Source organism: Providencia rettgeri (assembly GCF_013702265.1).
Classification (GTDB): Bacteria; Pseudomonadota; Gammaproteobacteria; order Enterobacterales; family Enterobacteriaceae; genus Providencia; species Providencia zhijiangensis.
Map to the genome: position 1 here is coordinate 3,234,522 of NZ_CP059348.1, position 12,793 is coordinate 3,247,314.

14 protein-coding genes are annotated in these 12,793 nt (G+C 42.6%); 6 read left to right on the forward strand and 8 right to left on the reverse strand.

What is annotated here, in order from left to right; all coding sequences use genetic code 11:
* Window positions 1-50 precede the first annotated feature (50 nt).
* The 3 genes from H0913_RS14845 to H0913_RS14855 are packed head-to-tail and all read right to left on the reverse strand — an operon-like array spanning window position 51 to window position 1,627.
* Entirely contained in the window at window positions 51-503 is a 453-nt protein-coding gene (locus tag H0913_RS14845) for a flavodoxin (protein WP_154603347.1), read from the reverse strand.
* A gap of 23 nt (window positions 504-526) precedes the next feature.
* Entirely contained in the window at window positions 527-1,285 is a 759-nt protein-coding gene (truC, locus tag H0913_RS14850; RefSeq protein ID WP_181477515.1) for a tRNA pseudouridine(65) synthase TruC, read from the reverse strand.
* Between the two features lie 3 nt (window positions 1,286-1,288).
* Window positions 1,289-1,627: a YqcC family protein gene (locus H0913_RS14855; protein WP_154603349.1), complete on the reverse strand. Its 339-nt coding sequence runs from the start codon at window positions 1,625-1,627 to the stop codon at window positions 1,289-1,291.
* Between the two features lie 314 nt (window positions 1,628-1,941).
* On the opposite strand from H0913_RS14855, the gene H0913_RS14860 reads away from it, so the two are divergent.
* Window positions 1,942-2,838, forward strand: coding sequence for a VirK/YbjX family protein (locus tag H0913_RS14860; protein ID WP_154603350.1), 897 nt, complete (start codon window positions 1,942-1,944; stop codon window positions 2,836-2,838).
* Between the two features lie 385 nt (window positions 2,839-3,223).
* On the opposite strand, the gene syd is transcribed toward H0913_RS14860, so the two are convergent.
* Window positions 3,224-3,784, reverse strand: a complete 561-nt coding sequence (syd, locus tag H0913_RS14865; protein ID WP_181477516.1) for a SecY-interacting protein — start codon at window positions 3,782-3,784, stop codon at window positions 3,224-3,226.
* A gap of 158 nt (window positions 3,785-3,942) precedes the next feature.
* Here syd and queF point away from each other — a divergent pair, with 158 nt between their 5' ends.
* The 3 genes from queF to xni all read left to right on the forward strand — a co-directional run bounded on the left by queF (window position 3,943) and on the right by xni (window position 7,059).
* Complete coding sequence (gene queF, locus H0913_RS14870) at window positions 3,943-4,788, forward strand: NADPH-dependent 7-cyano-7-deazaguanine reductase QueF (RefSeq protein WP_181477517.1); 846 nt, start codon at window positions 3,943-3,945, stop codon at window positions 4,786-4,788.
* Window positions 4,789-4,891: 103 nt separating this feature from the next.
* Entirely contained in the window at window positions 4,892-6,259 is a 1,368-nt protein-coding gene (gene ppnN, locus H0913_RS14875; RefSeq protein ID WP_154638747.1) for a nucleotide 5'-monophosphate nucleosidase PpnN, read from the forward strand.
* Between the two features lie 44 nt (window positions 6,260-6,303).
* The gene (gene xni, locus H0913_RS14880) at window positions 6,304-7,059 is read left to right on the forward strand and encodes a flap endonuclease Xni (RefSeq protein WP_154603532.1); all 756 of its coding nucleotides are present in this window, start codon (window positions 6,304-6,306) and stop codon (window positions 7,057-7,059) included.
* Window positions 7,060-7,116: 57 nt separating this feature from the next.
* Here the strand turns inward: xni and rlmM are convergent, their stop codons facing one another.
* Genes rlmM through H0913_RS14895 form a run of 3 tightly spaced genes read right to left on the reverse strand, consistent with a single transcriptional unit; the run spans window position 7,117 to window position 9,577 of the window.
* A complete protein-coding gene (rlmM, locus tag H0913_RS14885; protein WP_181477518.1) occupies window positions 7,117-8,220 on the reverse strand; it encodes a 23S rRNA (cytidine(2498)-2'-O)-methyltransferase RlmM in 1,104 nt (367 codons plus the stop codon).
* A complete protein-coding gene (locus tag H0913_RS14890) occupies window positions 8,213-8,608 on the reverse strand; it encodes a DUF423 domain-containing protein (RefSeq protein WP_036956331.1) in 396 nt (131 codons plus the stop codon). Before H0913_RS14890 ends, rlmM begins: the two co-directional genes overlap by 8 nt.
* Before the next feature lie 27 nt (window positions 8,609-8,635).
* Window positions 8,636-9,577 (reverse strand): transcriptional regulator GcvA, encoded by a 942-nt coding sequence (locus H0913_RS14895; RefSeq protein WP_154603355.1) that lies wholly within the window; start codon window positions 9,575-9,577, stop codon window positions 8,636-8,638.
* Between the two features lie 659 nt (window positions 9,578-10,236).
* Between H0913_RS14895 and csdA the strand changes: the two genes are divergently transcribed.
* Both csdA and csdE read left to right on the forward strand, forming a co-directional pair.
* Entirely contained in the window at window positions 10,237-11,442 is a 1,206-nt protein-coding gene (gene csdA / locus H0913_RS14900; protein WP_181477519.1) for a cysteine desulfurase CsdA, read from the forward strand.
* Between the two features lie 11 nt (window positions 11,443-11,453).
* The gene (csdE, locus tag H0913_RS14905) at window positions 11,454-11,915 is read left to right on the forward strand and encodes a cysteine desulfurase sulfur acceptor subunit CsdE (protein ID WP_154603357.1); all 462 of its coding nucleotides are present in this window, start codon (window positions 11,454-11,456) and stop codon (window positions 11,913-11,915) included.
* A gap of 33 nt (window positions 11,916-11,948) precedes the next feature.
* Here csdE and tcdA read toward each other — a convergent pair whose 3' ends face one another.
* A complete protein-coding gene (gene tcdA, locus H0913_RS14910) occupies window positions 11,949-12,761 on the reverse strand; it encodes a tRNA cyclic N6-threonylcarbamoyladenosine(37) synthase TcdA (RefSeq protein WP_154603358.1) in 813 nt (270 codons plus the stop codon).
* Between the last annotated feature and the right edge of the window lie 32 nt (window positions 12,762-12,793).

Here is a 12,793-nt window from a genome sequence, read left to right on the forward strand (position 1 = left end):
CTGCACTGTAAGCCGACATGTTTACAGTGCAGATGCATAAGGCTCACTATTTACAGCAAATCCGCCCAAGATTGTAACCACGCTTTGGCAAACTCTTCAGGCTCTTCCACTTCAGTCGCATCAATAAACAGCACATCGCCAATACGGCTGCCAGATTGCTCAGCTAATAGCTCATCAAACTGTTTACCAGCCCCGCAGAAGTTCTCATAGCTGCTATCACCTAAAGCAATCACGCCATATTTCAATTCAGGCTGATAGCCGACAACATCTTTAATTTCGTAAAAAAGCGGCGCAATAGTATCGGGAATGTCGCCTTGTCCGGTGGTGGAGGTGATCACTAGAGCAATGCCCTCTCCCGCATTGTAAATTTGCCAATCCGCTAGCGTTGGCTCTTCAAACACTGCGACTTCATGGCCTTGCTGTTCAAAGATCTCTTGCGCCACCTCAGCAACCGCTAATGCGTTGCCATACACCGTCCCGACAAAAATTCCGATTTTGGACATTACGCCCTCCTTATAAAAACCTGTCAAACAGGATAATCAATCACATTAATGTCGAGCTTCGAGACAGTATCACCCCATCCAAATTGCTCAACTAATGATAGCCATTGTGCATCCCATGGCGCGACTAACGATATTTTTTCTTCTGTTATAGGGTGAATAAATATTAGCTGACTAGCATGCAGCATCAAGCGAGAAACTGAAAAATGCTCACTCACACCGCGGTTTTGTCGTAAGTCCCCATGTTTACTATCCCCTATAATTGGATGACGTAAATGGGACATGTGGCGTCTTAATTGGTGTTTACGTCCAGTTTCAGGCTTAAGCTCAACAAGGCTAAAACGCGCAGTATCATAGCGCCCAATCGCTACTGGACACTCAACTGTCGCTAAAGGTTTGTAATGGGTGACACACTCTTGTAACCGTGGCTCTTTAGTGGCATGTTTATCCGCAATTTTGTCGAGTTCCTCGAGCAACGGATAATCCAATCTATCCCCTTGTGTAACGTAGCCTCGCACAATCGCATGGTACACTTTTTCCATGGTATGCTGCTCGAACTGCTCGGCGAGTGACCTTGCTACCTCACTGGATAATGCAAACAACAACACACCCGATGTCGGTCTATCAAGACGATGGATTGGAAAAACATGCTGCCCAATTTGGTCACGCAGTGTTTGCATCACAAACACCGTTTCTTTGCTGTCGAGCCAACTGCGGTGCACCAACATGCCTGCTGGTTTATTAACAGCAACTACATACTCATCTTGGTAGATAATATCCAGCATCCGTTATTCACCCATCACGGTGAATTGAAAGTAGCTATCTAACTCACGCAAATGATCGAGGAATGCAATAAAGCGCCCTTCTTCATCGTCTTTGTAGATCTCTTCAAAATATGGTGCGATAGCAAAATTGCTCGGCAACATGGCACCTTGATCAATCATCGCAGTCAACCGAGGAATTAAAATCCACTGTAACCATTGCGCAGCCTCCATCGTATCGATGGCGAAAGGCTCTACACTTTCAAACGCGTCTGGACTTGGTGGTACTTCTTCCCATAAGGATTTAGCTCTCATCTCTATTTCAAGATGACCGAGTTTCTCAAGGATGCGTTGCTCAATATTCATACTAAAACCTATTCAACTATAATAATTCAAAATATACCGTATTTTTGGACACCGTTTTGTCGCAAACATGGTTCTGTCATAAACATAGTCTGTCGCAAATATAGTCTGTCGCAAATATAGCTCTGCCGCAAACATGGGGATGAGACAAGCAAAAAACAATCATGAGCCTAAAAATTGACTTTCAATTCTCCATTCTTAACATTTATTAAAATAATGAATATTTGTTTATCATTCGTTGTATGTTCAGCATTTATTATCAAATGTTTTTCTACACAGTTTGCTTTTTTCATTATTAACATAAAGATGGTTTATCTATGGGACTATTAAAGCAGTGGCGTCAACAAAACAAGACATGGAAATCTTTCACTAACAAATACGTACAGCTAAAAAGAAAGATCCGCATTGCTAAGTTGCCTTCACAACAATATCAGCAATATCAATCGATGTGCGATACATACCAAAGCGCCCAGCTATCAGCGACTATCGATGGTGTACCTCAATTTATTGAGCGACCAATCAACAAATATCTGCATAAAGCATGGAGCGGTAAACAGAAATTATCCACTGCAAGCTACACGTTAGATTTAATTGAAAAAACCTTTACGCCTGAAGCTATTAACGCCATGTTTTCAGATAAACGAGATGGCTTAACGGTCGCGAATATTGAGCTAAAATCTGGTGATTTTGCCCAATTAAAAATGATTTATTCTCAATATCCACGTGAAGGGGATCTCTCCATCCATTTACTCAATGAAACGGGTGATGAAATCTATTTGATGAGTTTCTCATTTGGTGAACAAGGCCAGCTGTATGTCTGCTCTCTACAAGGGCCATCGACAGAGCAGAGTGTAGAGCAAGTGAAATCCATCACAAAGCAGATGCATGCAATGAGGCCTAAAAACCTTTTGATGTCTGCTATTTATGCAGTAGCTGCTTATTTCCAAATCAAATCTATTCTCGGAATTTCAAATAACAGTCATATCAAAAGCCAGCATTTAAAATCTAGCTACGATACCTTTTGGGAGGAATGTGGCGGCGTTTTAAATGCTGAAGGTTGGTATCAATTACCGCTTCAAGAGCCGATGCGTGATATCGAATCAGTAAAAAGCCAGAGACGTTCTGAATTTCGTAAGCGCGAAGCACTGAGAGAAGCTATGTCCCAAAGCATTATTGAGTCCCTTACCCAATACTCAAACTCAGCTCAGAAATAAAAAAAGTAGCCAGTTAAAACTAACTGGCTACTTATCTCTCAATTGACTTGCATCCTGCAATGCGACTTCCTGCCGCCTAACATCCTGTTAGATAAAAATTTAGCAGACCAACTGTTCTGCTAGGTTATCCATTTCCTTGTTTTTTATATGTAAAAAAGCTAAACAACTACCCTGTCCAGCCCGATAAGAATGTATTAAATCCATTAACCAAACAACCTAGTGTTCTACATTCTGGTTATTCAAAAAATAGTAAAAAACTTAAAATGGATAGTAACGCCATGAAATTAAAAGTTAAATAGTTCTCATTTCAGTAAAATGAAAAATTATTAAGACATGGCTTAACCAAATTGTAGGCAATAACCTACAACACCATGCTATACATCTCTTACCCCTGAGATGATATAACGGGCTTCAGTTGTTGAATAAAGCTCGCAAGATTTTCTGCAATAACTTGTCGTTGCTTGCTTCCAAACGTTTCTACAATAATTTCTCCGGTTAAATTACACATAGAAATCATCTCTAATTCAGAGTCTAACGTAGCAATAAACAGCGTTGGTGCTAACTTTAAGCGCTTTTGAGTCACCAAATGCCCAATCAAGTTTTCCTGTAAGCGAATAAAGTCCTCCTCGCTCCACACTTGCACCAAATTCAATGACAAGTCACCAAATGTCGCATTCATGTCTCCAGCTAACTGAGTGGTATAAAAAGCGTGAATATCGTCCTGTAATTGGAGATCTAGCGCATTAGCCACATTATTTAAGCTTTTCTCTTTTAATGGAAACGGTTGAGGCTCCCAATAAACCACATCATCACCAGTACGAACGATGCAAGGAGAAGGTACCCCATACAGCTCAGCAGACACCGGCGGAAGCCCCGTTGCTTCTTGCCACTTAGCCACATACTGGCTGGTAAAATTTTTAATTAAATCAGAGATTATTGTATTCATCGTTTTTCAATTGTGAGAAATGACATTATTGAAACCAATTTAAATTGGCAGACTCAATATTACGGATAAGTGGTATTATGACAGAAGTTAACCAGCGAATAAAACGCACTCAGTTTGCCAATGTTCAGCACTGACACACCGAAAAGATAAGGATCACAATGTCTCACTATCAAAATAACCCCGCTCTCGATAATTTAACCCTCGGGAAAAAGACGGCTTATCATGACCAGTATGATGCCACTTTATTGCAAGCGGTGCCGCGTAGCCTTAATCGTGATCCTTTGGATATTCATGCTGATACACTGCCATTCCACGGTGCCGATATTTGGACACTGTATGAACTCTCTTGGCTAAATGCCCGTGGCGTTCCTCAAGTGGCGATAGGCTCTGTCAGTGTAGATGCGACAAGTGAAAATCTGGTGGAGTCAAAAAGCTTCAAGCTTTATCTCAATAGTTTCAATCAGACTCGCTTCGAAACGTGGGAAAATGTGCGAAGCATTTTGCAAAATGACCTAAGCCGCTGTGCTAATGGCGAGGTTAAGGTTACACTTTATAAACTTGATGACTTCACTCAGCAAGCCATTCACCCATTCCAAGGTGTCTGTATTGATGAGCAAGAGATTGACATCGATAACTATGAATTTAATCGCGACTATTTGGTCGATTGCACCCAACCAGAGGTCGTCGAAGAAACCCTCGTCAGCCACCTGTTGAAATCAAATTGTTTGATAACCAACCAACCTGATTGGGGCTCAGTACAAATTCATTATCGTGGTCCGAAAATTGGCCGTGAAGCGTTATTACGTTACCTCGTCTCATTTCGTCATCATAATGAATTCCACGAACAGTGTGTGGAGCGCATCTTCAACGACATAACAATACTGTGCAAACCAGAAAAATTATCGGTGTATGCACGCTATACTCGCCGAGGTGGGCTTGATATCAACCCATGGCGCAGTAATGAACAATTCGAGCCTGACACGGGTCGTTTGGCACGGCAATAAGTACCTACTAAATTGAAAATCAGTGTAATTTAAGAGAATGCTATTTAAATCATTTTCAATGTAATTCACGCGTCAAGAGCCCAATTGGGCAAAGGAGTGTTACTTGATTACTCATATCAGTCCATTAGGATCTATGGATCTATTGTCTCAGCTTGAAGTCGATATGCTGAAACGTACGGCGAGCAGCCATTTGTATCAGCTATATCGAAACTGCTCCTTAGCGGTATTACATTCAGGAAGCCTAACTGACAGCAGTAAAGAGCTTTTAGAAAAAAGTGCAGGTTTTGATATCAACATTTTACGCCGTGAGCGTGGTATCAAATTAGAGCTTATCAACCCGCCAGAAAAAGCGTTCGTTGACGGTAAAATTATTCGCTCATTGCAAGCAAACTTGTTTGCCGTACTGCGCGACATTCTGTTTGTTCACGCTCAAATCAGCAACGCCAAACAGCAGTTACATCTCGATTTAGAAAACAGCACTCACCTCACTAATATGATCTTTTCCATCTTACGTAACGCTCGTGCGCTACATATTGGTGAAGAGCCGAATATGATTGTGTGCTGGGGTGGTCACTCCATTAATGAAAATGAATACCTGTATGGCCGTAAAGTCGGTAATGAACTAGGCTTGCGCGAACTGAACATCTGTACGGGTTGTGGACCGGGAGCCATGGAGGCACCAATGAAAGGTGCCGCGGTAGGTCACGCTCAACAGCGCTATAAAGATAGTCGTTTTATCGGGTTAACTGAGCCATCCATCATCGCGGCTGAACCACCTAACCCATTAGTGAATGAACTGATCATCATGCCAGACATTGAAAAACGTCTTGAGGCATTTGTCCGTTTAGCCCACGGGATCATTATTTTCCCTGGTGGTGTGGGAACTGCAGAAGAGCTGCTGTATCTGCTGGGTATTATGATGGATCCTGAAAATACCGAGCAAGTGCTGCCATTAGTCCTGACTGGACCGAAAGAGAGCGCTGAATACTTCTCTGTTTTGGATGATTTTATTCGCCATACTCTGGGAGATGAAGCGAGCAAACATTACCAAATCATTATCGACAACCCGCAAGAAGTGGCACGCGTGATGAAAAAAGGTATGTCTGCAGTGAAAGAGTGCCGTCGTAATACGGGTGATGCGTACAGCTTCAACTGGTCAATTAAAATCGCCCCTGACCTACAGCATCCGTTTGAACCAACCCATGAAAATATGGCGTCACTGAATCTGCATCCGGGCCAATCCCCAGAAAAACTGGCTTCAGATTTACGCCGTGCTTTCTCTGGAATTGTCGCCGGTAACGTCAAAGAAGTCGGCATGAAAGCGATTGAAAAACATGGTCCTTTCAAAATTCATGGGGATAGCGACATCATGAAACGCATGGATATTTTACTCCAAGGTTTCGTGAAACAGCATCGTATGAAGTTGCCGGGTGGCACCGCTTACGAACCTTGCTATGAAATTGTGAAATAATCACCTACGCGCCAAGGATGGCGCGTTTAACCACCAAACGGCTTATGATCCATTTATTAATTATTGATGCTTTAAACTTAATTCGACGTATCCACGCGGTTCAGGGTAGCCCATGTGGAGAGACCTGTTTGTCCGCTATTTCTCAGTTGATTAACCACACTAACGCCACCCATATCGTGGCAGTATTTGATGAAGAAGGTCGCCACCATAGTTGGCGTCATGAGAAACTGCCTGACTATAAAGCCGGGCGTCAGCCTATGCCTGAAAACTTGCAAGCTGAGTTACCTCAGCTCGTTGCTCAGTTTGAAGAAAATGGTATTCATTGCTGGCAATCTGAAGGTGATGAAGCTGATGATTTAGCCGCAACTCTTGCCAAACGTATTGCCGATTCTGGGCATACCGTCACCATCGTCTCTACCGATAAAGGTTACTGCCAGCTACTTTCTCCAAACCTGCGTATCCGTGACTATTTTCAAAAACGTTGGTTGGACGTACCTTTCATCGAGAATGAATTTGGAGTCAAGCCTGAACAACTACCTGATTACTGGGGTTTAGCGGGGATCAGCAGCAGTAAAGTTCCTGGAGTGGCAGGTATTGGCGCAAAAAGTGCCACGGAGCTACTTCAGCGATTCCACACGATTGAAAATCTGTACGCCAACTTTGATGCTCTTGAAGAGAAATGGCAGAAAAAACTGATTAACCAACAAGAAATGGCGCTTATCTGTCGCGATATTGCCACATTAAAAACAGACATTGCCTTGAAAGGTAATCTGAATCAGTTACGCTATCAAGCTAAATAGCAGGCACAAAAAAGGTCACTTCACAGTGACCTTTTTACTATTCAAGCCAACTTTGACTTAATAATATTCACGTGCCATTGGGTTTGCAGACCAAACACGTTGTACATGCACGGTGACTTCTTCACGGTCATGATACAAATGTTTCGCGTGGATCAGAACGTTGATACCATTCTCTTTCAGCTGAACTTTCATTTTTTCCAGAATATGCGCGACTTCTTCATAACGCTTTTTCATCGGCAGCTTCAAGTTAAAAATGGTCTCGCGGCACCAGCCTTCTTGCAGCCACTGAGTCATTAATGCGGCCACTTTGGCAGGTTTTTCCACCATATCACATACGAGCCACGTGATATTTTGAGAGGTTGGCTTAAATTTAAAACCATCTTCACGGTGATGTCGAACTTGCCCTGTGTCCATCAAGCTTTCTGCCATTGGACCATTATCTACCGCTTCCACCATCATGCTGCGTTTGACGAGCTGGTAAGTCCATCCTCCCGGACATGCGCCTAAATCCACTGCTTTCATGCCACTCGCTAAACGCTCATCCCACTCTTCATAAGGAATAAACACATGGAAAGCCTCTTCCAGCTTTAACGTCGAACGGCTTGGTGCATCCGATGGGAACTTCAAGCGCGGAATACCCATATAGAAATTCGAGCTATTATTCGAATAAGAATAACCAGTATAGCAGCACCCCGGTGCAATAAAGAACACGTGAACGACTGGGCGTTTAAAGTTCTCTTGCGCTAATAAGACTTTCTCTTGGCGTAATGCATTACGCAGAGGTACCGTAAATTTACGGCAGAATTTCATCAATTCTTTTGATTCATTGGTATCCGCAACTTCAACACGCAGATCGCCCGCTCTCTCAACCTGCTGGCTAAGCGCATTCACAATCGGTGTGACTCTATCTTCTGGTGGTAAATCTTTTAATAAATCACCCACCACAAACATTTGGCGAGCAAAAATCAATTCACGAAATGGAAGTGTACGCGCAAGGATGTCCGCATCCTCAGATTGATAACATTCGAAAATAACATAGCCGCTATTTTCTTTAACGCGGGCAAAACCATAAATTTCGCGTTGCCCTGCTTTATCTGTAATTTCTGCTGCGCACTCTTTTTCAAAGCCCGGGCGGCAATATAATGCAATTTTATTACTCATTGCGTGACGCCGATTTCCTTAGACGCATAGCGCCAATAACAACTAAAAGCCAGCCAACGAGGAAGCAAACGCCACCTATTGGCGTAAAATAAGAGAAGTATTTTACCTGCAATAAGGCCATACAATAAAGGCTACCGCTAAAAAGAAGTATCCCTACGGAGAAAAACACACCCGCCCAATAGAACCACAAAATGACTTTACGCAGTAATACCGCACCCAGCACCATTAATGCAACGGTATGAAACATTTGATAACGTAGCCCTGTTTCAATCCAAGCCATTTGATGAGCGCTCATAATTGGAGAAAGTGCATGAGAGCCAATGGCGCCAAATGCAACAATAAAAAATCCACTAATCCCTGCAAAAATTAACATCAAACGACTATTCACAATAGCACCTTCGTTTTAACTGTTTGATTATTGTATATGCGTCAAATCTTGGTCATTGGTAATAAAGCCAAGCTTTTCTTGCTCACTGGCTGCTTGTGCAAGGATCCATTGACGAAATGCCGCTATTTTCCCTAAATCGGCCTGACTCTCTTGGCAGACCAGATAGAATGCATTTTTACTGACTAATACTTCACTAAACGGACACACCAATCTGCCGGCATCAATCTCATTCTTTGCCATCACATTATTGGTTAATGCCACCCCTTGCCCATGAACTGCTGCTTGGATCACCATGGCACTGTGACTAAAAATAGGCCCTTGCTGCACATTCACAATATTTTGTAGATCTAATTGCTTAACATAAGCTTGCCAATCACGACGAGAAGAGTCATGAAGCAGCGTATGCTTAGCTAAATCTTCCGGGTTCTTCAGTTGATTTCCCCCGGTCATCAATGCAGGTGAACACACTGGCATTAAATATTCGGCGTAAAGTCTGTCCGTTCTTAAGCCTGTCCAGTTTCCTCGGCCATAAAAAATGGCCACATCCACATCATCCGCTAGCTTATCTTCTTCCCGATCAACCGCTTGAATACGCACATCAATGCCTGGGAAAGCTTGGTTAAATCCAGAAAGCCGAGGAACCAGCCATTGTATCGCGAAACTTGGCGATAAGCTTACAGTTAGTGCGCCTTTTGCACTTCTGGCTTGAAGCTTTCTCGTCGCTTCATTTAAAGACGAGAAAATTTCCTTGATATCAAGGTAATAACTTTGCCCTTCTTCCGTCAGCAGTAGTGATCGATTTCGACGGCGAAATAGTTTTAATCCGAGGAAATCTTCTAAGCTTTTTATTTGATGACTGACAGCTGCCTGTGTCACAAATAATTCATCTGCCGCTTTAGTAAAACTTAAATGACGAGCGGCGGCATCAAACACTCTCAGAGCATTTAAAGGCGGTAATCTTTTAGACATAATCTCTTCGACTCAGCTTCGTTATACGCATTAGTTTTTCTCATCCGAAGCATTATAAATTGTCCCTTGAGGATACGCCAGTAAATACCTATAGTATGCGCACTTCCTAAGCCGGAACGAAAAGTTGCAGAGTTTAGTTACTTTGAAACTTTTGGCTTTGTGGTTGTGATGTTGTGTTTGCAAGTTGTCTGGTTAATCCAGGCTTTGTAGCGATTGCTACTGTTTTTTTTCACTTCCTGTACATTTACCCTGTCTGTCCATAGTGATTTTTATAGTGCACCGCCTAAGCGCGGTGCTTTTTTTATTTTGGGCGACATAAAATCCATTATGAAAGATAAAAAAAACATTATCCCATCGGATTTCGAGTAAAAAAGCCCATAAAACGCATCTTAAATTAAATTTAACCATTCGGTTAAAAAGCAAACCTTCATCGACTTAGTGCGTTAACTTTTTTCAGGCGCGCAATTATTCAAAAATTTGCGCAAAAATCTTCCTGTTAAGTGTAACAAATTATTTCTAATAATCGATAACTGAATAACATTTTTTATCTCCATCTACTTATTCACTGTTTTCCGTTATTATCATAATCAACGCATATTCATAACCACAACTATAGCCACATTCACCTGTTGGATAGCTAACATCAAAGAATCAGCATAATGGATAACTTTAACGCTCCTCAATTTCGTCAGCAATTTCCAGCCATCGGCTCTGACATTGTTTTCCTTGATAGCGCCGCCACCGCTCTAAAACCCTTGGATATGATCAACGCCTCTGACGATTACTACCGTTTTTCAGGTAGTTCGGTCTATCGCGGGCAATCTCCCGAAGCATTAAAAATTACTCAATTGTACGAACAAGGTCGCGTATTAACGGCAAAATATATCCAAGCGCCAGACGAAAAATCCATTATCTGGACACGTGGCACCACTGAATCTATTAACTTGATTGCGCAGAGCTATTTCCGTGAGAAACTTCAAGCAGGTGACGAAATTATCGTCAGTGAGACTGAGCATCACTCAAACTTACTGCCGTGGCTGATGTTGGCACAACAAACAGGTGCAAAGATCGTAAAATGGTCGGTGACTCCTGACTTAACCTTAAATCTCAATGCGCTGCTATCGATCTTGAACGCCAAAAGTAAAATTGTTGCAGTAACGCAAATGTCTAACGTAACGGGCTACCAGCCGGACATTAGCGCGATAACCACACTTGCTCATCAATTTGGTGCAAAAGTCGTTGTTGATGGCGCTCAAGGCGTTGTACACCATCCTCTTAACGTCATGGAAACTAATGTAGATTTCTACGCGTTTTCAGCACACAAATTATATGGGCCAACAGGTTTAGGCATCTGCTATGGAAAACCTGAACATTTAGCCAATATGAGTCCATGGCATGGTGGCGGTAAAATGTTAAATCACGTTGATTTTTCAGGTTTCACCCTCGCCCCAATACCTCAACGATTTGAAGCTGGAACCCCGAATATCGCAGGTGTAATAGCCTTTTCAGCTGTGCTCAAGTGGCTTTCAACGCAAAAATTAGCGCAAGCAGAAGCCTATACTTGCGCCTTGATAGACTATGCCTATGAGCAGCTTTCTCAACTCGAAGGTGCGATTTGCTATCGCACGCAAAATTCGCCACTTTTATCTTTCAATTTCCACAATATTCACCATAGTGATTTAGGGCTTTTCTTGACCGAACAAAAAATTGCATTACGCTATGGACAACATTGTGCTCAACCATTGATGGATTCACTCAATATCAGCGGGTGTTTACGTATCTCCGCCATGCCATATAACAACAGGCAAGATATTGATAAATTTATTGATTCAGTGAAATTTGCACTTTCGATTTTAAATGATTAAAAGGTAATCTAATGACTTTGTCTCGACATGAACTGGCTTCTCATCCATTTGGCACAGAAATTGTCATTCACGAAATCGTTGAACAGTTTTCCAAACAAAAAGCGTGGGAAGATAAATATCGCTTACTTATTCAACTCGCGAAAAAACTGCCCTCTCTCACAGAAGAAGAAAAGCAGCAGACTCAGGAAGTTCATGGGTGTGAAAACCGTGTATGGATTGGCGCTATTCTCAATGATGATGACACATTCCATTTTTATGGGGATAGCGAAGGACGTGTAGTGAAAGGGTTATTTGCTATTTTGCTCGCCTGCGTTGAACAGAAAAATGCACAGCAAATTTTAGCAACTGACTTCGATGAGATTTTCAGCCAGACTGGCTTATCAGGGCAACTGAGTGAATCCCGCCAAAATGGGATCCACGCATTGATTACTGCAATCAAAAACATTGCGGGTGAAATGACCCCAGCAGAATGATTATTCCGTTGAGGCTACACCGTAGCCTCAATTCTACTGTTTAGCTTCTCTTTGTGCCTTTGCGACCATCTTTTTCAACGCATGGGACACCGCAATAAAGCCAAAACTGGCCGTCACCATCGTGACCGCACCAAATCCTGATGCGCAGTCCATACGTTTTGAACCATCTGCCGTGCTTTTCGCTGCGCACACCGTTCCATCACTCTGTGGATAGACCAACTGCTCCGTCGAAAATACACAATCGATTCCCAATTTACCTTTGCCATTTTTCACGACATTAAAGTCTGATTTCAGACGTTCGCGTAATTTTGCTGCCAAAGGATCTTGAACTGTCTTTGCTAAATCTGCGACTTGAATTTGGGTCGGATCGATTTGACCACCAGCGCCTCCCGTCGTCACGACAGGAATTTTAAAACGTCGACAATATGCCAGCAGCGCCGCTTTCGGTCTTACACTGTCAATGGCATCAATAACGTAATCAAATCCCAAAGAGAGGTATTCAGCCACATTATCCACCGTAATGAAATCATCGATAACATTCACGGTACACTCAGGATTGATTGCCAAAATGCGCTCTTTCATCACATCAACTTTAGGTAGCCCCACCGTTGATTTCAATGCATGAAGTTGGCGATTCGTATTTGTCACGCAGATATCATCCATATCTATCAGGGTGATAGCACCAATACCTGAACGCGCCAATGCTTCAGCAGCCCACACACCAACGCCGCCCACACCAATAACACACACATGTGAACGTGCAAAAAGATGAAGGGCTTGTTGCCCATATAAACGCCCGATTCCAGCGAATCGCTGCATCCACGCATCAGAAAGCTGAGCTTGCATAATCACAAACAACCTTAGTTAAAACGAAAATC